This is a genomic window from Oceanobacillus sp. M65 (genome assembly GCF_052246275.1).
GTDB lineage: Bacteria > Bacillota > Bacilli > Bacillales > Amphibacillaceae > Oceanobacillus_B > Oceanobacillus_B jordanicus.
Window position 1 is genome coordinate 312,509 of the sequence record NZ_JBQQCJ010000004.1, and the last position, 18,728, is coordinate 331,236.

The 18,728-nt window shown below is 39.3% G+C and carries 19 protein-coding genes; 10 read left to right on the forward strand and 9 right to left on the reverse strand.

The window, feature by feature from the left end:
- Positions 1–51 precede the first annotated feature (51 nt).
- Positions 52–225 carry a hypothetical protein gene (locus ACTWPF_RS16665; protein WP_182858846.1) on the reverse strand — a complete coding sequence of 58 codons (174 nt, stop codon included), beginning with the start codon at positions 223–225 and terminating at the stop codon, positions 52–54.
- 163 nt (positions 226–388) lie between these two features.
- On the opposite strand from ACTWPF_RS16665, the gene ACTWPF_RS16670 reads away from it, so the two are divergent.
- The 3 genes from ACTWPF_RS16670 (at position 389) to ACTWPF_RS16680 (ending at position 3,482) form a co-directional block, all read left to right on the forward strand.
- Positions 389–640 (forward strand): gamma-type small acid-soluble spore protein, encoded by a 252-nt coding sequence (locus ACTWPF_RS16670; protein WP_042224982.1) that lies wholly within the window; start codon positions 389–391, stop codon positions 638–640.
- A gap of 356 nt (positions 641–996) precedes the next feature.
- The gene (ntdP, locus tag ACTWPF_RS16675) at positions 997–1,524 is read left to right on the forward strand and encodes a nucleoside tri-diphosphate phosphatase (RefSeq protein WP_036577463.1); all 528 of its coding nucleotides are present in this window, start codon (positions 997–999) and stop codon (positions 1,522–1,524) included.
- A 188-nt stretch (positions 1,525–1,712) separates the two neighbouring features.
- Positions 1,713–3,482, forward strand: a complete 1,770-nt coding sequence (locus ACTWPF_RS16680; protein WP_443149864.1) for an ABC transporter ATP-binding protein — start codon at positions 1,713–1,715, stop codon at positions 3,480–3,482.
- A 237-nt stretch (positions 3,483–3,719) separates the two neighbouring features.
- On the opposite strand, the gene ACTWPF_RS16685 is transcribed toward ACTWPF_RS16680, so the two are convergent.
- From ACTWPF_RS16685 to ACTWPF_RS16705, 5 genes are all read right to left on the reverse strand, one after another.
- Positions 3,720–5,018, reverse strand: coding sequence for a glutamate-1-semialdehyde 2,1-aminomutase (locus ACTWPF_RS16685; RefSeq protein ID WP_443149865.1), 1,299 nt, complete (start codon positions 5,016–5,018; stop codon positions 3,720–3,722).
- A 345-nt stretch (positions 5,019–5,363) separates the two neighbouring features.
- Entirely contained in the window at positions 5,364–7,280 is a 1,917-nt protein-coding gene (locus ACTWPF_RS16690; protein ID WP_443149866.1) for an FtsX-like permease family protein, read from the reverse strand.
- Positions 7,255–8,031: an ABC transporter ATP-binding protein gene (locus tag ACTWPF_RS16695; protein ID WP_443149867.1), complete on the reverse strand. Its 777-nt coding sequence runs from the start codon at positions 8,029–8,031 to the stop codon at positions 7,255–7,257. The genes ACTWPF_RS16690 and ACTWPF_RS16695 overlap by 26 nt, the downstream gene beginning before the upstream one ends.
- A 68-nt stretch (positions 8,032–8,099) precedes the next feature.
- Complete coding sequence (locus ACTWPF_RS16700; RefSeq protein ID WP_443149868.1) at positions 8,100–9,098, reverse strand: sensor histidine kinase; 999 nt, start codon at positions 9,096–9,098, stop codon at positions 8,100–8,102.
- Positions 9,095–9,796 (reverse strand): response regulator transcription factor, encoded by a 702-nt coding sequence (locus ACTWPF_RS16705; protein ID WP_161464577.1) that lies wholly within the window; start codon positions 9,794–9,796, stop codon positions 9,095–9,097. The genes ACTWPF_RS16700 and ACTWPF_RS16705 overlap by 4 nt, the downstream gene beginning before the upstream one ends.
- Before the next feature lie 124 nt (positions 9,797–9,920).
- On the opposite strand from ACTWPF_RS16705, the gene ACTWPF_RS16710 reads away from it, so the two are divergent.
- From ACTWPF_RS16710 to perR, 6 genes are all read left to right on the forward strand, one after another.
- Positions 9,921–10,352 carry a potassium channel family protein gene (locus tag ACTWPF_RS16710; protein WP_106895990.1) on the forward strand — a complete coding sequence of 144 codons (432 nt, stop codon included), beginning with the start codon at positions 9,921–9,923 and terminating at the stop codon, positions 10,350–10,352.
- A 53-nt stretch (positions 10,353–10,405) separates the two neighbouring features.
- Complete coding sequence (gene bcp / locus ACTWPF_RS16715) at positions 10,406–10,873, forward strand: thioredoxin-dependent thiol peroxidase (RefSeq protein WP_161465414.1); 468 nt, start codon at positions 10,406–10,408, stop codon at positions 10,871–10,873.
- Between the two features lie 253 nt (positions 10,874–11,126).
- Positions 11,127–11,795 (forward strand): sugar transferase, encoded by a 669-nt coding sequence (locus tag ACTWPF_RS16720; protein WP_443149869.1) that lies wholly within the window; start codon positions 11,127–11,129, stop codon positions 11,793–11,795.
- Positions 11,796–11,854: 59 nt separating this feature from the next.
- Positions 11,855–12,802 (forward strand): D-2-hydroxyacid dehydrogenase, encoded by a 948-nt coding sequence (locus tag ACTWPF_RS16725; RefSeq protein WP_443149870.1) that lies wholly within the window; start codon positions 11,855–11,857, stop codon positions 12,800–12,802.
- A 2-nt stretch (positions 12,803–12,804) separates the two neighbouring features.
- A complete protein-coding gene (locus ACTWPF_RS16730) occupies positions 12,805–13,356 on the forward strand; it encodes a cob(I)yrinic acid a,c-diamide adenosyltransferase (protein WP_036577474.1) in 552 nt (183 codons plus the stop codon).
- A 225-nt stretch (positions 13,357–13,581) separates the two neighbouring features.
- Positions 13,582–14,031 (forward strand): peroxide-responsive transcriptional repressor PerR, encoded by a 450-nt coding sequence (gene perR, locus ACTWPF_RS16735; protein ID WP_058949674.1) that lies wholly within the window; start codon positions 13,582–13,584, stop codon positions 14,029–14,031.
- A gap of 231 nt (positions 14,032–14,262) precedes the next feature.
- Here perR and pabB read toward each other — a convergent pair whose 3' ends face one another.
- From pabB to ACTWPF_RS16750, 3 genes are all read right to left on the reverse strand, one after another.
- Complete coding sequence (gene pabB, locus ACTWPF_RS16740; protein WP_443149871.1) at positions 14,263–16,005, reverse strand: aminodeoxychorismate synthase component I; 1,743 nt, start codon at positions 16,003–16,005, stop codon at positions 14,263–14,265.
- Positions 15,983–16,582 carry an anthranilate synthase component II gene (locus ACTWPF_RS16745; protein WP_443149872.1) on the reverse strand — a complete coding sequence of 200 codons (600 nt, stop codon included), beginning with the start codon at positions 16,580–16,582 and terminating at the stop codon, positions 15,983–15,985. The genes pabB and ACTWPF_RS16745 overlap by 23 nt, the downstream gene beginning before the upstream one ends.
- A gap of 161 nt (positions 16,583–16,743) precedes the next feature.
- Complete coding sequence (locus ACTWPF_RS16750) at positions 16,744–17,121, reverse strand: YgzB family protein (protein ID WP_443149873.1); 378 nt, start codon at positions 17,119–17,121, stop codon at positions 16,744–16,746.
- 177 nt (positions 17,122–17,298) lie between these two features.
- Between ACTWPF_RS16750 and ACTWPF_RS16755 the strand changes: the two genes are divergently transcribed.
- Positions 17,299–18,165: a nucleotidyltransferase-like protein gene (locus ACTWPF_RS16755; RefSeq protein WP_443149874.1), complete on the forward strand. Its 867-nt coding sequence runs from the start codon at positions 17,299–17,301 to the stop codon at positions 18,163–18,165.
- Positions 18,166–18,728 lie beyond the last annotated feature (563 nt).

Consider the following 18,728-nt stretch of genomic DNA (forward strand, 5'->3'; position numbering starts at 1 on the left):
CTGGGAAAAGTTCAGCACTCATATCCCAGTCCTTTTTTTATAGAACCTAGTCTAGTCTCTTGTATGCATTTCTTTGTTTATTTCATGAAGGATGGAAAGTCCTTCAGGGTTTACATATGGTAACAGCTGCGATAATGCATGCTGAAAGTAGTTTAGTTCTTCATTGTTCCATTTTGTTTTACTCATCATTGTAAGTTCTGTGAAGTCTCTTCTTGTTGAATCCATCATCATTTCTCCTCTAAATGTGATTGCTCCTTCATAAGTTATGTAATATGTCGCTTTTTATTCGTTAATGGAATTTATATCCAATTTATGATGTAATTGGAACATTTTAATTCGGATAAGTTATCAACCTCCTGGTTAAATTAGTAGTGCGGAGGTGATATTGATGGCTAAAAACCCAAACAAAACTACTTCAGGTACTAGCGTTCAGCACGTAAAACAGCAAAACCAAAAAGCTTCACAAGGTCAAGGGCAATTCGGAACTGAGTTTGCTTCCGAAACTAACGCTCAAGAAGTAAGAAAACAGAATCAGCAGTCTGCTCAAGGTCAAGGGAAATTTGGTACTGAGTTTGCTTCTGAAACAAACGCTCAGGAAGTAAGAAAACAAAACCAACAATCTCAGCAAAACAAAAAGTAAATATCAACCTCACAACATTTCTAAGGGCTCCCTTTTTTAGGGAGCTCTTTTTAGTGCGTTTCGTTTAATTTTATCTGTTGGGAGAGAGGGCATCGGCCGTGTGTGAGAGAACATCGCCTTAGAGTTGGAGAGTATCGGCTGAGAGCAGAAGCACATCTTCCAAGAGCACGCCAACATCGCTAGAGAGCAGAATAACATCGCCACAGAACCCGGCAGCATCAGCCGAGATAAGAAGAACATCCTCTTATAGCGGTCAACATCATCAGAGAGAAAGTACGTAATACTTTATATTTCACATAGTACCCCTTATAATGAAAAAAGGATTAATAACGGACTATTAGTGAGAGGAAGATGAGATGGTTGCTCCGAGGCCAGGTTCAAAGATGCAAATACAAAGCTACAAGCATAATGGACAACTTCACCGGGTTTGGGAAAACAGCCTTGTACTAAAGGGGACGGAATCAATTGTAATCGGGGCAAACGATAAAACACAGGTAACGGAAAGTGACGGAAGATCATGGGTAACAAGAGAACCAGCTATCTGTTATTTTCATGCAAAGTATTGGTTTAATATCATCGGTATGTTGCGTACAGATGGAATATATTATTACTGCAATATTAGCTCTCCGTTCGTTTTTGATGAAGAAGCACTGAAATACATTGATTACGACCTTGATGTCAAAGTATATCCAGATATGACCTACGACATCCTTGATGAAGATGAATATGACGACCACAGGCTTCAAATGAATTATCCTAGGGTTCTCGATCGTATTCTACACAATAACTTAGATTATTTACTGCGTTGGATTCGTCAAAGGAAAGGGCCGTTTTCTCCAGATTTTGTTGACCAATGGTATGAGAGATATCTAACCTATCGGTGATGAATGTTATCCTTGTTACATTTATGTAGCAAGGCTTTTCCTTTTTTTACACGTTTGGAAATAAGCTTAATTTCGAAATGGTAGGTTAAACTTAATTCAAGGTCTCCATGTTTTAGCCCTTTCATTTTTAGGAGAAAGGTTTTTAAAATGGCTAATAAATTCAATTATGATATTAAGGAAGATGGAAAATGAGCAGTATCAAGCAGTATATGCAATTTGTAAAACCATACACTTGGAAAATTATTTGGACGGTACTCGTCGGGATTGTGAAATTCGGGATACCTTTGTTAATGCCGCTTATCTTGAAATATGTAATCGATAATATCATTAATGCGGAAGCGATGAGTGCAGCCGAAAAGACATCCCAATTGCTCTGGCTAATGGGGATTTCCTTTGTGATTTTCCTAGTTCTTCGACCACCAATTGAATATATTCGACAATATTTGGCGCAGTGGGTCGGCAACAAAATTCTATATGATATAAGAGATAGACTGTTTGATCACATACAAAAATTAAGTCTTAGCTTTTATGCGAAGACAAAAACCGGGGAAATTATTTCCCGGGTAATACATGATGTCGAACAAACGAAAACTTTTGTACTTACAGGACTTATGAATATTTGGCTAGACCTTGTCACAATTCTTATTGCTATCATTATTATGCTGACAATGGATATACCATTAACAATTGTCGCCATTATACTCTTTCCTTTATACGGTTTTTCGATAAAGTATTTTTACGCCAAGCTACGACGTTTAACAAGAGATCGTTCGCAGGCGTTGGCAGAAGTGCAAGGTCACCTGCATGAGCGGGTGCAAGGTGTCCCCGTAACACGTAGCTTTGCGCTAGAGGATTATGAACAAGCACAATTTGAGAGCAGAAATAATAATTTCCTTACAAAAGCCATTGATCATACGAACTGGAATGCAAAGACGTTTGCTGTCACGAACACCATTACAGACTTGGCTCCATTGCTGGTGATTGCCTATGCAGGATATCAGGTGATAAATGGAGATCTTACAATGGGTACCATGGTCGCGTTTGTAGGTTATATGGAAAGAGTCTATAGCCCGTTACGGAGATTGATTAACTCATCCACTGTACTCGTACAGTCAATTGCCTCTATTGATCGCGTGTTCGAATTCTTAAATGAAAAATATGATATAGAGGATAAACCTGATGCGAAAAATCTCCAACGAGTTGAAGGCGAAGTTTCAATTGAGAATGTTTCGTTTCGATATGATGAAGATGAAAGTAGGGTGCTACGTAATGTAGATCTTCATGTGAAACGTGGAGAAACAATTGCGTTTGTTGGCATGAGTGGGGGAGGAAAATCAACCCTGATCAGCCTTATCCCTCGTTTCTATGATGTCACAAATGGTTCTATTAAAGTGGATGGGTTAGACATTCGCGATGTGAAAGTAAGATCTCTACGAAATAATATTGGCATGGTTTTGCAGGATAATACCTTGTTCAGTGAATCGATTTCGATGAATATACGAATGGGTAAACCTGAGGCAACTGACGAAGAGGTTATGGCAGCAGCACAAGCAGCTAATGCACATGAATTTATTCAAGGTCTACCTAACGGCTATGACACCCTTGTTGGTGAGCGAGGAGTTAAACTCTCAGGTGGGCAAAAACAACGGATTGCTATAGCACGTGTATTTCTAAAGAATCCGCCAATTCTTATTTTTGATGAAGCAACTTCTGCGCTCGACCTAGAAAGTGAGCATACAATCCAGGAAGCACTCGAGAAGCTGGCATCTGACAGGACAACATTTATAGTCGCGCATAGACTAGCTACCATTACACATGCAGACCGCATTGTCTTAATTGAAAATGGCGAAATAGTCGAAGATGGCCCACACAAAGAACTAATGGCCCAAAAAGGAGCATACTACAACCTTTACCAAGTCCAACATCTAGACGATGACATCGAGCAAGAAAGTAAATAGGAAGATTATTGTAAAAGGCTTTGAAATCGAAAATGCCGAATGCTTTTATATAAGCATTCGGCATTTTTTATATTTGAAGTTTAGGACGCACTTATTAGCGGAGGGAAATATGTAGACTCCTAGGGGAGAAAAGGCATCGGTAAGACCCCGTAGTGCGTAGCACACGGAGGCTTACCAGCCGCCCCAGGAAAGCGAAATATTTCCCGCAGCGCAGAAAACGCACTTGCTTATTAGCCCTTACGCATCCTTACTCATTGTTTCAAAAGCTTTCCCTACTGCCTCAATGGTTGTTTCAATATCTGCTTCAGTATGGGCAGTAGTTAAAAACCATGCTTCATACTTAGATGGCGCAAGGTTGATTCCTTGCTCAAGCATAAGCTTGAAGAAAGTTGCGAACGCTTCGCCATCACTCGCTTCAGCTTGATCATAATTAGTTATTTTACCAGTTCCAAAATACACAGTTAATGCCCCACAAAGACGATTAACACTAATTTCAACACCATAACGCTGGGCTTGCTCTGTAATTCCTTTTTCAAGCAATGCACCAAGATTATCAAGTTTTTCGTATGTGCCTTCTTCCTGCAGAACTTCTAGACAAGCAATCCCTGATGCCATGGATGCAGGATTACCGGCCATTGTACCAGCCTGATATGCAGGGCCTAAAGGAGCTACCTGTTCCATAATGTCCATGCGTCCACCATACGCACCAATTGGCAGTCCACCACCAATGATTTTACCCATTGCTGTCATATCTGGTTCAATTCCATAAACCTGTTGCGCACTTCCATAAGTAAAACGAAATGCAGTAATAACTTCATCATAAATAACGAGGGCGCCTTTACTATGCGTTAAGTCATTTACAGCTTGTAGGAATCCTTCATGCGGTTCCACAATACCAAAATTCCCTACAATTGGCTCAACTAAGACAGCGGCAACTTCATCTCCCCATTTATCCAATGCTTCTTCAAAAGCTTTCAGATCATTAAATGGAACAGTGATCACGTCTTCTGCCACAGAACGCGGAATACCTGCAGAATCCGGGGTCCCTAATGTAGCCGGGCCTGACCCTGCTTGTACAAGAACAGCATCGAAGTGGCCATGATAACAACCAGCAAATTTAATAACCTTTGTTCTATCTGTATAGGCGCGAGCCACACGGATGGTCGTCATAACAGCTTCTGTTCCAGAGTTAACAAAACGTACCTTTTCCAAGGAAGGAATCGCATCCTTTAACATTTTCGCAAACTGGTTTTCCAGTTTTGTTGGTGTACCATATAAAACACCTGTCGTTGCTGCATGAGCAATTGCTTTTGCGATGTGAGGATGGGCATGTCCTGTAATAATTGGCCCATATGCACCTAGATAGTCAATGTATTTGTTACCGTCAACGTCCCAAAAATTAGCGCCTTGTCCCCGTTCCATATAAACAGGTGCACCACCGCCAACTGCCTTAAAGGAGCGAGAAGGTGAGTTCACTCCACCAACAATATGCTTTAATCCTTCTTCGTGTAATGCTTGAGATTTTGTATTATTCATTGTTGCATTTCCTCCTTTTAGTCCTTACAGATTTGTTTTAAGGTTATTCATCATATCCTTACTTGACAGAAATGGTCACGTCTAAATCCAGCGCCCAGAGACTAGCGCGACTTCCCTCACCTCCGTACAATAAAGAAGACTTGCCGATTGGTGACAACCAGAGGCCTAGTCGCACTTATACCCGGAGGGTGAAAGTCAACATCAGCTTCAAACTTCAAGGTGGGTCGACTAAAACCGGCCTTGCCGGCCAACGCCGACATACCCCTTTTGCAGGGGCATGTTTCCTTTATCTCCTATGGTTCAGTCCAGTCCGTACGTCTCTATACGGGGCGCTTATGCTTTTGTTTACATAACTTTATTTAGCTTTGTTGTATAAATATTTCGGATGATAATGAAATTGATGAAATGTACTGCGAAATAGAGCGAATAAACAAAAATACTTGGTATGAGCACATTGGAAACCAATATATTTTGTAATGCTTTAAATGCAAATCCGGCGTGTACTGCCGCTACCGAAAAAGGTAGAAAGAATAATAGAGCCACTTGTCGACTTGCTATTTTTCTCATTTCCTTACTTGTTAACCCTATCCGATATAAGGAATAGTAATGTTTTAAATCCTTATCAATACCCTGGTACATTCGAAAATATAAAATAGAACCTGCAGCTAAAAAGAATAAGACACTAATAAATATACCAAAAAAGAACAGATAAGACATACTCTGCCTCATCATGAGGTAAAAATCAGCTTGTGAATCGGTAAAGGCGATTTCTGGGTTAACCTGATTTAATATATTATCCGTTTCCGTAGCATAGTCAAGTGAATTAGGGATGTTCATAACGTAATTGTAGCGTATACTACTTGCTTCTGCTGCTTGTTTAAATTGTTCATATTGTTCATCAGAGACAATTAATTGCACATTTGTACCGATCGAGGAGTTTAAAGGACTTACTTCCCAGTCAAGGGATAGGTTTTTAGTTGTTTGCCCAATCTTAACTCCTAAAACCTCCGGGATGCTTTTCGTATAACTATCGATAAGATCTTGAACAAACAAAATCCCCTTTCCATATTGTGGCTCCGCTTTTGCTTCAACGCCTTTTAGGTCCATCATTTGCTGATAGTCTGAATATCCATACACCAACACGGGTGTTTTGTCCCAGTTACTTAAGGTCGACTCGGTTTCGGTACGAATTGCAGTTGCTAGTGTGGACTCATAAGGAATAAATTGTTCCTTAAATTGTGTCTCTACGTCTGTGACCACGCTCTCGAACTCTTCCAGTTTAGCATTTTCATTACTTAATAAAGAGACAGCTTGTGGCGTAAAACGTAATGTCTCTGCCTCCACACCTCGCAACAGACCAAATAGTACACCGCTTGAGGTAAAAGCAACAGCACTTAAGATCGTTACTATAAAGAGAATTCGAGCATTTTCCTTCAATTTATAGGATAGGTCGGAAATGGTTAAAAGATTTAAGTTACGATATAAAAGCGACTTGTTTCTCTTTAGAAGATTGGTTGTGGCAATACTAAGCTGTGTAAACAAAAAGTAGGTGCCGGGAATAATGAGTGCTAAGATGGGAAACATTCGCCACATAATTGAAATTAAGTCAGCTGTATAAGCTAGGTAATAAGCATATACCACGGCTCCTAAAGCAAGGGTGCTGAGGAGCCAGGAAAACTTTGGTGTTCGTCTTGATTCTAAAGAACCGCGAAAAACCTCCATTACGGATTTTGTGCGCAGTGTCCATACTACGGCAAGGGTGTTAAGTTCAAACATAATAAAAAATAAGAGCACGGTTAGCCCAATTGCTCGCCATGAAAGGTGAAACGGTAAAATGTCATCTATACCGAGTACGGCGGAAAAAACCATGAGAAAGAGCTTTGTTAGGAGGGCACCGACTGCTATACCAGCTAGGATAGATGTCAATCCAATAATGGTATTCTCTAAGATGAGTAGCCTGTTCAGCTGGGATTTTTTAATTCCCAAAGTAGTTAAGAGTCCATACTCTTTCTTACGGGATTTAATAAAGGTTCCGGTTGAGTAGAGTACAAATAGAAAAGAAAAGATGTATATCATAACCTCTGATGCAATGATTCCAGATTGGACAACATCATGAAATTCATAATTCAGTATGGCCGGATGAAAAATAACCACTGCATACATGAAGAAAACAGTAACAGCGAACATGCAGCTAAGGAAATAGCTTACATATGCTCTCGTATTACGTTTTACATTATTAAAAGCGAACTGTCTGAAAGTCATCTGTATTTCCCCCGAGTATGGATTGCACGTTTAAAATATCCTGGAAGAAACGCTGTCGATTATCTCCCTTATGTATTTCATTAAACAGCTTTCCATCTTTAATGAAAATTACCCTACCGCAAAAGCTTGCTGCATAAGGATCATGTGTCACCATAATGGTTGTCGTTTTCTTTTCTTGATGGAGAAATTGCAGTGTTTCCATTACTTGTCGTGAAGCTTTGGAATCAAGATTTCCTGTAGGCTCGTCTGCATAAATGACAGTCGGATCGTGAATGATTGCCCGAGCAATGGCAGCTCGTTGCAGTTGCCCACCAGACACTTCAAAAATACGCTTGTCCACTAGCTCTGCTATCCCAAGTTGTTCTGTCACAAGTTGTAATCTTTCCTTCATTTCATTTACCTTCCACTTGTTTAAGGTAAGTGGCAGCATAATATTTTCCCCGATGGTTAATGTTTCTAATAGATTATAATCCTGGAAAATAAAGCCTGTTTCTTTTCTGCGAAATGCAGCTAGTTTATTTCGCGATAAATTGGTGACCGTTGTTTGGTCGATCGTCACTGTTCCAGATGTGGGGCTATCTATTGTAGAGAGTAGATTTAGCAAGGTCGTCTTGCCGCTACCGGAAGGCCCCATAATTCCAATGAATTCACCTTTGCCTACAGCTAGATGGAATTGATGGAGGGCTTCATGTTGCACACCTCTTTGGCTCCCATATATTTTTGTGAGATTAGCAGCGGTTAATATAGGCATATAAATACGCCTCCTGTCGTTGTGTTAAGTTTCCTTTTAATTTGGTTAGGGCACCATTCCCCTAAAATTTACTGACGAAAGGTAATCACGACAGTGGTTCCTTGATCTATTTCAGAGGTAACCGAGAGATCATGATCCAATGCATCGCAGATTTCCTTGGAAAGATAGAGTCCCATCCCTGTAGATTCTCTGTGGTTTCTACCATTTAAGCCAGTAAAGAAAGGATCAAATACCCGAGAAAGATCTTGTGAGGGAATACCACGCCCTGTATCACTGACTTTTAGCGTGATTTTTCCAAACGTTGTATCTGAAGTGAAATGAATTTTATCTGATTCTTCCTTTGAATACTTAATAGCATTGGAAAGAATCTGGCTTATGACAAATCGAAACCACTTTTTATCTGTTGTAATCTCGATAGATTCGTCAATGTTAAGGACTGGGAAAACTTGATTGCGAATAAAGCTCGATTTAAAGTCCTTAATGACATCCTTTACCGTTTCTTTTAAAAAGACACGCTGGACATGAAAGTCCCGATCAAATTTCTGTAGCCTTGATTGGTATAGAGCAAGGTCGAGTCCCTGTTGCAAGCGCTCAAGTTCTTCCTGCATACTGTGATGGAAATCTTCTGGTAAATTATATTTTTCCTTCTGTATGGTGAGATGCATCACGGAAACAGGTGTCTTCATTTGATGCACCCATTGCTGGATGAAATGAAACTCCATTTGTTTCTGTTGTTTTAACTGTTCCATCTCATTTGCATACTGGTTTGTCTGCATATCGTGTTGTCTTTTCACAATCGCAAGCAAGTGGTTTGGTGGGTCTGGCATTTCATTAATTGCTTCTTGTCCCTTTGCTAGCGTGGTGTAATATGTTTTTAATGTATAAAACCGAAAGCCAAGAAATACAAGCAGGCAAATAAAAGGAAGAATGAGTAAGTAAATTGCAATATCCCAGCTAAGGGTTGTGCCGGTAATATACAAATATAGCTGCACAATCCCGATGATGAGCAAGCATTGGGATAAAAAGAAAAGAATGAAGGGCAAGCTGTCTTTCAGGAAGTTTCTCATGCCAATTCGCTCCATGTATTGACCAGCTTATAACCAGCACCTCGAACTGTTTGAATACTATTTGGTATACCGATGTCCTCCAGTTTTTTGCGTAAACGGGTAATGTTTACAGACAGCGTGTTATCATCGACAAATGTTTCATCATCCCATAAAGCCTCCAACAAATTGGAGCGACTAAGCACTTGATTTAACTGTTCCATAAGTGTTTTTAGTAGAATAAATTCATTCTTTGTCAGTAAAACGGTTTGTTCATTAAATTGAGCTTCCATAGCTGTAAGGTAAAGGTGAAAGCCTGCAATTTCAATGAAGTCTGCCTGCTTTGTATTGGCATACTCTCCGTAGCTTCGTCGCATAATGCTTTTTATCTTTGCTTGTACCACATCAAAATCGAATGGTTTTGTTATATAATCATCCCCGCCATTTTCAATTGCCATCACTTGGTCCATGCCGGAATCCCTTGCTGAAAGGAAAATGATAGGGCAATTGGATACATGGCGTATTTGACGGCACCAATAAAAGCCATCAAAGCGTGGTAAATTGATATCCAGCAATACTAAGTGAGGCGAGATCTTCTGGAATTCTTCCATAATCGTATCAAATGCTTCGACAAGAAAGACCTCATATTCATACCGTTCTAGATATTCCTTTAAAAGATTTGCTATTTTTGGATCATCTTCAATAAGGTAAATTCTTTTCATAACGTCCCCGACCTTCTATTTTATTACCTCTATCGTATCTCATCCTCCTGAAAAAATAAATGACAAGCTAATGTAACTGAAAGCATAGAATAAAGTATAGTAATTAATTGTAGAAGGGGATTCTATGGAAACTATTCCATTTGTTCTATTGGCTGGTATTTGCGCTATTATGCTGCAAGGAATCATTGATTTTATACGTGGGAAAAAACTGCAAAGAGGGATGCGAGAAAGCCGTTTTTCAACAGAGTTATTTTATGGACTTATTATTATTTATCTCATGGTAATGATCGGCTTTGGGCTGATTTATTTTATGCTTTCTTTTGAGGAGATTATTTTAGTAGAGAGCGGGGTGCCACGTGAGGTGGGGCCAACTGGATCGTTTATTCATTCCATGTATTTTAGTGGGGTGACATTGCTGACAATCGGTTATGGAGATATCACACCTGTGGGCGTGGGAAGGTTCATTGCAGTAATTGAAGCATTAATTGGTTATATTTTACCAGCAGCCTTTGTGCTCCGGCTTGTTCAATATGGTCAGCGAAGCAGGGGAGAATGATCCAGCTTTTAGGATGTGCTATAGTGGTACCAGTACATATAGGAGGGATTTTGATGACAGTAGAACTAGGAAAAGAAGTAACAGACTTTACGCTGCATAATCAGAATGGGGAAGAGGTTCGTTTGTCTGATTACAGAGGAAAGCATGTTGTATTGTATTTTTATCCGAAAGACATGACCCCAGGTTGCACTACGGAGGCTTGTGATTTTCGGGATGCACATAAAAGCTTTGAAGAATTGGATGCAGTGATTCTCGGTGTGAGTCCAGATCCGGTAGATTCTCATCAGAAGTTTATCAATAAGCATGAGTTACCATTTTTACTATTAGCGGATGAGGAACACAAGGTGGCTGAGCAGTTTGATGTGTGGAAGCTGAAAAAGAACTTCGGAAAAGAGTATTATGGGATAGAGCGCTCTACCTTTATTGTTGATAAAGATGGCAAATTGATCAAGGAATATCGCAAGGTCCGAGTTGATGGACATGTGGAAGATGCTTTGGAATATTTGAGAGAAAATCAGTAGAAAGCTGATTTTCCTTAGTGAGAAGCTACTTCGGCTCTCCAAAATTACTGCGCTAACTACTATTCTTAATATTGTTTTAAAGAAAACGCTGAACGATATGAGTATTCGTTCAGTGTTTTTTTAAAATCTCCTTTAAATAAGAAAATACTACATCCCGCATAGTTCCTCTCCCTAGTAGTTCTATACAATCCAATTTCTGAATAGATTTGAAACAAGCTTTGTTATTAAATCTATTGAAATTAGGGGTGGGAGTATGGAACTACAGCGGTATGAAAGTAGGGTCAGTAAGCCAAGTGCGGAGAAAAAGCGGGTGTACCTTCTAGTTAAACGAGTGCTGGATATAATAGTGAGCTTTCTTCTGTTAATTCTATTTACCCCTCTTATACTAATAGTAGCAAGAATCATTTACAAACAAGAAGGTGGCCCAGTTTTAGCCAAGTCATGGAGGATAGGAGTGCATGAACGACCCTTTATTCTCTATGAGTTTCGTACTTTTTCTATTCCTTCGCGGGTGATTTCCGCCTTCCCGAGACCTGCTACTGTTTCAAGAGCACACTATAGACAGCAACAGATGATAAGAGAAAGACAACAGCAAGTACTGACACCGATTGGAAAAAAACTGAGGAAGTATAAGCTCCATAAGCTGCCCCAGTTATGGAATGTATTTAGAGGAGATATGAGTTTTGTTGGTCCAATCGCCGTAGATCGAGAAACAGTCGTAACCTACAATCAGTACGAGTACCGGCGCATGGCCATGAAGCCAGGGATTACAGGATTCACGCGGGTGTATACTCCCGGCCTTCGAAAAGATTTAAAGATTGAACAAGATCTCTATTATATGAAATATCGGACATTAAAGATGGACATGATCATATTATTCCGTGCTATCCGGCGTAATTTTAAAAATAAAACCTCTAAATAGTGTTCAATGAACCAAAAAAGTTTTACTATAAATGTAAGAACATATACGGGGGAAAATCTATGATTTTATTTTCAAGTAAGGTGGAAAACAAGCTACAAGAAAAGTTAATAAAAGCAAACCCGACACACCAATTTATTTTTTGTGCGAATATGGATGAAGCGAGAGAGACTCTCCCAAAAGCAGACATCCTTGTAACATACGGAGAGGACCTTACAGAAGAACTAATCAATGAAGCAACATCATTGAAATGGATTATGGTAATTTCGGCAGGAATGGAAAAAATGCCGTTAGAGGCAATCAAGAAGCGGGCGATACTCGTCACAAATGCACGTGGCATTCACCGGATTCCCATGGCGGAGTATGCTATTTCGATGATTTTACAAGTATACAGACAAACGAAAAAGCTTATTGATCATGAAAAAAGTCATCAATGGGCAAAGCATCTACAAATGGAAGAACTTCATGGAAAAACCATGGTCGTACTAGGAGCTGGAGCAATAGGACAAGAAGTAGCAAAAATGTCCAAGGTGTTCCAAGTAAAAACGATCGGGGTATCAAGAAGCGGAGCATCAATTGATTTCTTTGATGAAGTACATCAAATGGATGCTTTGCCATCACTCCTTCCCAAGGCAGATATTTTTATCTCTATTTTGCCAAGTACGAATGAAACTAGAGGAATACTCCATTACGGTCACCTGGAGGCATTGCCTAATCATGCTTTGTTCCTGAATATGGGGAGAGGGGATGTCATTGCATCAGCTGAAATTATTCGTGGAGTAGAGCAAGGGCAAATCGCTCATGCTGTACTAGATGTATTTGAACAGGAGCCATTACCAGCAGACGATCCATTATGGGATAACGAATTTATTACCTTAACCCCACATATATCTGCGAGCTCTAGACACTATGAAGCACGAGCTTTGGAAATTTTCCAAGAGAACCTTTTTATCTATAATAATGAGAAGAAAAATTATGTGAATGAAATAGACGTAACCAGGGGGTATTAAGCATGCGTATTTATACACGATCAGGTGATAAGGGGCAAACTTCTCTAATTTACGGAAAGCGGGTAGCAAAAAACGATTTACGGGTAGAAGCTTATGGTACATGTGATGAGACGAATTCCATGATAGGACTTGGGGTGAGCTTTCTGGACGAAGAAGCGTTTGAAGGGAAAGACATTTTCCTTAAAAGAATGCAGCGCGTCCAAACGATCCTATTTCATGTAGGGGCGGAATTGGCGACACCACAGGATAAAGAAGTGACCTGGAAGCTAAAACAGGAACACATTGAGGAATTGGAAAAGGAAATTGATGAGTGGGACGCAACACTTGAGCCATTAAAAAACTTTATTCTTCCGTCTGGCCATCGTGCTGCCAGTGCCTTGCATGCAGCTCGAACTGTGGCACGCCGAGCAGAAAGAACAGCAATTGGGGTGGAAGAAGTGAATCCACTTGTCGTATCCTATCTAAATCGCCTATCGGATTATCTTTTTGTAGCTGCACGCTATGTAAATAAGCAGTTAGGTCGGACAGAATCTCACTTAAGAGCAGATGTATAATGCTCACTCTTTTCGTTTGGGATAAATTGTAAATTTATTGTTTTCGTATTATGTTTCCTGCTCCATGGGCACTCTATGCTTTTCTTATTTGTACAAGGACTCATAATTATTTGCATGTCTTCATATACTTTTATTGACAGAATTAGTTATGAGAGCGTACACTATTTATAAAGATTATAAACTAATAATGTACTTATAATTGTATAAAATATAAAAGAGAGGTGGATGACGGTGTCTGAGAAACAATTAAAAAAGGCAATTGATACATTAAAGGAGTCAGGCGTCCGGATCACACCACAACGACATGCGGTTTTGGAATATCTTCTAAATGCAATGGTTCACCCTACAGCTGATGATATATATAAAGCACTCGAAGGAAAATTTCCTAATATGAGTGTGGCAACTGTTTATAACAATCTTCGGGTGTTGCGTGAAATTGGTCTTGTCAGGGAGCTAACCTACGGGGATTCCTCAAGCAGATTTGACTGTAATACTACGGAACATTATCACATCATCTGCGATTCTTGCGGCAAAATAGTGGATTTCCATTATCCTTCGCTGGATGAAGTGGAAGCATTAGCTGAACAGGTAACCGGCTTTGATGTTAGTCATCACCGCTTGGAAGTTTATGGTAAGTGCGAGGACTGTCAGGAAGTTGCTACACAAAAACATTGATTAATAAAAGCTGCAATTCTTATTTTAGAAGTAGATTAACCAAATTATTTGAACGACTATAGAACACTTTCGAATGGTACAGACAAATGAAGTACTAATCGGAAGTGTTTTTGTATAGGCAAATAGATGAGTCAGAAGGCATTAGGTTTATAGTTAAAAAGAATAAGCTACTTTCTTTCCTTCATAATGTACTGGAGGAAAGAAAGTAGCTTATTTGTAGGTGTAGTTCTTCTATATCCCGGTGATTTCTATAGGAACCCATCCCCGGACACTATTTATCATCCAGAAACCGGTGCATTGTTTCATTTCTTGTTTATAGATGACCCGTTCATGTATGATGCCTCTGTCAAGTAGATCTTCTCTATATGTACCAGGTAGAAGCCCACATTTTACAGGTGGTGTGTAGAAGTTACCGTCAATTTCTACGACAATGTTTCCAGTGGTACATTCGGTGATTTCGTTTGCGTGATTCCATAAGAGAAGGTCGTTTGCTTTTTCTCCAGCGTATTGGAACAATGCTTGATAAACAGAACGGTTCGTTGTTTTGTGATATAGAAATAGATTGTCCTTATCTACAGGGACGGCGGCCAATTCAATTCTGAAAGGGAGAGTTGACTCTTTTAATGGCTGGGATTCTAACTGGATACTTCCGTCCCGACTAACAAGTAAGCGAATTTTCCATTTTGTTTCTTCGGTAAGTTGTTGTTGCAAATTCGTTAGTTCTTTTCTAATTTCAACTAAGTCTACTTGAAAGTTAAAATAGTCAGCTGATTTTTTTAGCCGTTTCAAATGGTTTTCGAGTACTAGAAATTCTCCGTCAGCGTATCCAATACTCTCCAATAATTGAAAATGGTTGTGATTTGTACGTAGAATTTTTGATTTTGTGAGAACCTCGCCATACTCTTCCTCGGATTCAGAGTCCCACGTAATCCCGCCACCAACCCCGTACGTAGCGTTACCTTCTTCATTATCTAGGATCACAGTACGTATTGGTACATTAAAAATAGCTTCCATGTCTGGTGTGATGTACCCAATAGCACCACAATAAACATTTCGTGGCTGTTCCTCGAGCTCCGTAATTATTTGCATCGTACTTCCTTTTGGTGCTCCTGTAATGGATCCACAAGGGAACAATGCTTTAAACACATCCGGTAACTCGACCGTTTCTTCCAGTTCTGCAGTTACAGTGGAGGTCATTTGGTGGACGGTTGGATACGATTCGATGGAAAAAAGCTTTGGTACCTTAACGGTGCCTGGCTTTGCTATTCTTCCAAGGTCGTTTCGTAGTAAGTCCACAATCATTACGTTCTCTGCCCTATTTTTGGCCGAATGATAAAGCCAATCCTTTTGTTGGATATCCAGCGGTAATGTATTTCCTCTCGACGCAGTGCCTTTCATCGGCTTCGTGAAGATAGTCTTGTCTTTTAGATGAAAAAACAATTCGGGTGAAGCAGATATCATCGTATGTTTGCCATCGTTAATATACGCACTATAGTTAGAAGTCTGTGCCTCAGCTAGTTGTTTATAGTATGCGATACTGTCCCCACTAAATTGACTGAGCATACGAATGGTATAGTTCACTTGATAGGTAATTCCTCGTCGGATTGCTTCCTTAATGCGACTGATGTTTTGAACGTACACATCTTTTCCTGTAAGAGGGGTCCATTTTGCTGTTTCATATTTTCCTGTGGCCGTAAAGCTTTCTTTACTAGGATGATCAAATATCCCAAACCAAACGAGTGGTTGATTAACGCTCGGATTTACTTTATATGTAGGATCAAAAGCGGGCGCGGCTTCATAGGAAACATACCCCGCAGCATAGGAACCATTATTGACAGCTTGTTGCACCCTTTTTAAGCAAGGTAGGACCTCTTCAATAGAAGAAGCGCTGATTATGTCGGTTGGATTGGTGAAATGCTTGGGCGATTTAACTCCTTCACCACTAAGAAAATCAAAGTATAACTGAGGCCTCACAACGCTTCACTCCCTTAATCTTTATAAAGTTATCTAACATCTCGAGTCCTTGTTCGGTGAGAATGGCTTCTGGATGTGCCTGAATTCCTTCCAATGGATACTGCTTATGACGAAGACCCATGATTTCCCCTTTGTTTGTTTGTGCCGTTATTTCCAGGCAGTCAGCTAAGGTCTCTTTTTCCACGATTAAAGAATGGTAACGAGTTACCTGCAAGGGAGAAGGGAGTAAATTGAAAATACCCTTACCGTCATGTTTAATGGTAGAAACTTTTCCATGCATTGGTTGCTCGGCGGGAATAACATTACTCCCAAAGGCTCTAGCAAGAGCTTGATGGCCAAGACAGATGCCTAAGATTGGAATATTTTTATAGAAATGTTTGATTACGTTTAAACAGATCCCTGCTTCGTCTGGATGGCCTGGGCCAGGAGAAAGAACAATACATTCAGGGGATAGCTGGTGAATTTCTTCTATTTCAATGGCATCATTTCGTTTTACCAGAACAGTATAGTTTAGTTGTTTCATATATTGTACGAGGTTATATGTAAAGGAATCATAGTTGTCAATAAGGAGTATCATTTGTTTTTACACCTCTTTATTCTATTGAATATTGGTTGGTTTTATTATACCAGAAATGCTCTAAGCGGCTGTTGTTATTATAATGGTGAGGAGGAACGTATAGGATAGCTTGTCTTAAATAGCCAAGCAAACAAAAAGCCGCCATTATGGCGGCATCTCAACTACTTATTCTTTTTAGATTCTTTTTGATAACGGCGTGTATTATATTTTTCATCAAATTCTTTTCCTTCAAGGTTCTTGTCCAGTGTTAGAGGTTGCTTACAATGCATGCAAGCATCTACTCGTCCAAGCATTTTCGTTGGCTTTTCGCAATTTGGGCACACAATGGGCACAGCTTTGAGCGATAAGGTGCCAATCCATATATATACCGCACAACTTAAAACAACCATTAAAACACCGAGAAGGAAAAAGATCAGCATTAACCATTCAATGTTTTTGGTTAATATTCCACCATACATTAAAAGAATACCGGCAAATACTAGAATGAGCGCAAAGGATCTTATCTTATTTATTTTACTAGAGTAAACTAATTGAGCCACGCTTGTTCCTCCTTCATACTTTCATAGGTAGTATAGCATATTTCACGAATTTTTTATTTCATAAAAAGGAATTTATCTATATGTAACGAATTGTACTATAATGTAATTTTAAATATAATAACTTCTTATCCTTATATAGAAAAGTATTAAAGACATTGTTTAATTGGAGGAAAAGGTATGGAGCGATTTTTAAGACCTATTTATCAGGAACACGCGAGTGATGCAAATACATTGGGAATTATTCTGATGGAAAGAACGAAGTCTAATAGTCCAGTGACCGAAGACTTTGATGGGATTTTACTTATTATTGTGCAAAACGCGGAACAGCAGTGGCAAGCAAAGCATTATGAATTCGAGGACGAAAGATCTGCAGCTGTGCATATTGTAACAGAGTCAGTATTAATGGAATGGATTGATACAAGTGGATATCGTAGGGCTGTTGAATGGGTGATTTATGGTAGAGTAATTTTTGACCGTAATGAGTATGTCTATAACTTAAAGAACCAATTGCGGGATTTCCCAAATGAAAAGCGCGATCTGAGAAAAGCGATAGAGTTTGGGAAACTGGTAAAGAGCTATAGTGAAGCGAAAGACTTGTATGAGACAGAGGAATATAAAGATGCCAACAGTAAGATTCTTTATTCCCTTCATTATTTAGCGAGACTAGCTGTGATCGAAAAAGGTTATTATCCAGAGGTAACGGTTTGGAGCCAGGTGAAACAAATTGACCTTGAAGTATATAAGTTATATGAAGAGTTTATTGAAAGTCGTGAAGAAATAAAGAAAAGAATCCAGTTAATGTTACTTGCCATGGACTTCATTATTAGTAACAGGGTAAAGACTTCTGTTAAGCATTTATTAGAGATTATGGGGGAAGAGTCTTGGTCTTATGTCCAGCTAAAAACGTTGCCGGAGACTTCTTCTTATTCTCTTGATCTAACAGCTGTTATTTCTTTTATGGTGGAAAAAGGATTACTTGTTACAGTAAAGGAACAGACCAAAGGGATTGGCGTTTATCACAGAAAGTATGTCGTTAAGAAGTGAGGAACTCTCTAAAGCTTTCCTGCATAGTATTGTAATGGCCTACGATATATCGCACCCCTAGAAATGCTGTTAATACGGTGCAGGTAGCTTTATTTAATTTTAATAAAGAAATTCAAAATTTACATTGACTTTATATTTCATCCATGGTAAATTTAAATCCGTCGCAAAAATCATGTTGATTTAACGACAACTATCACACAAATAATTGTTGACAACATAATCGGTTGTGTGATATATTAATCAAGTCGCCAAATTCGACGGCAATCAACAGCTTTTATCAGTTAAAAACAAAATGAAAAAAGTTATTGACAAAGCATTGCGAAGATGGTAAGATATAAAAGTCGCTGAAAAAAACGACGAAAAACAAATTGCTCTTTGAAAACTGAACAAAACAACTAGTATGTCAAGGAAAAACAGACTTTCTGTTTTTTGAAGAAATACAAGCAGAAGCCAGTTTTCTGCGAAGCTAAGACGGATCATGTTGATTGGTGTCGACATGATACAAACTTTTTTGGAGAGTTTGATCTTGGCTCAGGACGAACGCTGGCGGCGTGCCTAATACA

Excerpts from the sequence above, each read along its gene's own strand:
- ACTWPF_RS16685 (WP_443149865.1), bottom strand. The coding sequence starts at position 5,018 with ATGAATAATACAAAATCTCAAGCATTACACGAAGAAGGATTAAAGCAT.
- ACTWPF_RS16755 (WP_443149874.1), top strand. The coding sequence starts at position 17,299 with ATGGAGCGATTTTTAAGACCTATTTATCAGGAACACGCGAGTGATGCA.
- ACTWPF_RS16680 (WP_443149864.1), top strand. The coding sequence starts at position 1,713 with ATGAGCAGTATCAAGCAGTATATGCAATTTGTAAAACCATACACTTGG.
- ACTWPF_RS16700 (WP_443149868.1), bottom strand. The coding sequence starts at position 9,098 with ATGAGAAACTTCCTGAAAGACAGCTTGCCCTTCATTCTTTTCTTTTTA.
- ACTWPF_RS16695 (WP_443149867.1), bottom strand. The coding sequence starts at position 8,031 with ATGCCTATATTAACCGCTGCTAATCTCACAAAAATATATGGGAGCCAA.
- ACTWPF_RS16745 (WP_443149872.1), bottom strand. The coding sequence starts at position 16,582 with ATGATACTCCTTATTGACAACTATGATTCCTTTACATATAACCTCGTA.
- ACTWPF_RS16710 (WP_106895990.1), top strand. The coding sequence starts at position 9,921 with ATGGAAACTATTCCATTTGTTCTATTGGCTGGTATTTGCGCTATTATG.
- ACTWPF_RS16730 (WP_036577474.1), top strand. The coding sequence starts at position 12,805 with ATGCGTATTTATACACGATCAGGTGATAAGGGGCAAACTTCTCTAATT.
- ACTWPF_RS16725 (WP_443149870.1), top strand. The coding sequence starts at position 11,855 with ATGATTTTATTTTCAAGTAAGGTGGAAAACAAGCTACAAGAAAAGTTA.
- bcp (WP_161465414.1), top strand. The coding sequence starts at position 10,406 with ATGACAGTAGAACTAGGAAAAGAAGTAACAGACTTTACGCTGCATAAT.
- perR (WP_058949674.1), top strand. The coding sequence starts at position 13,582 with ATGACGGTGTCTGAGAAACAATTAAAAAAGGCAATTGATACATTAAAG.
- ACTWPF_RS16705 (WP_161464577.1), bottom strand. The coding sequence starts at position 9,796 with ATGAAAAGAATTTACCTTATTGAAGATGATCCAAAAATAGCAAATCTT.
- ACTWPF_RS16690 (WP_443149866.1), bottom strand. The coding sequence starts at position 7,280 with ATGACTTTCAGACAGTTCGCTTTTAATAATGTAAAACGTAATACGAGA.
- ACTWPF_RS16665 (WP_182858846.1), bottom strand. The coding sequence starts at position 225 with ATGGATTCAACAAGAAGAGACTTCACAGAACTTACAATGATGAGTAAA.
- ACTWPF_RS16670 (WP_042224982.1), top strand. The coding sequence starts at position 389 with ATGGCTAAAAACCCAAACAAAACTACTTCAGGTACTAGCGTTCAGCAC.
- ACTWPF_RS16720 (WP_443149869.1), top strand. The coding sequence starts at position 11,127 with ATGGAACTACAGCGGTATGAAAGTAGGGTCAGTAAGCCAAGTGCGGAG.
- ntdP (WP_036577463.1), top strand. The coding sequence starts at position 997 with ATGGTTGCTCCGAGGCCAGGTTCAAAGATGCAAATACAAAGCTACAAG.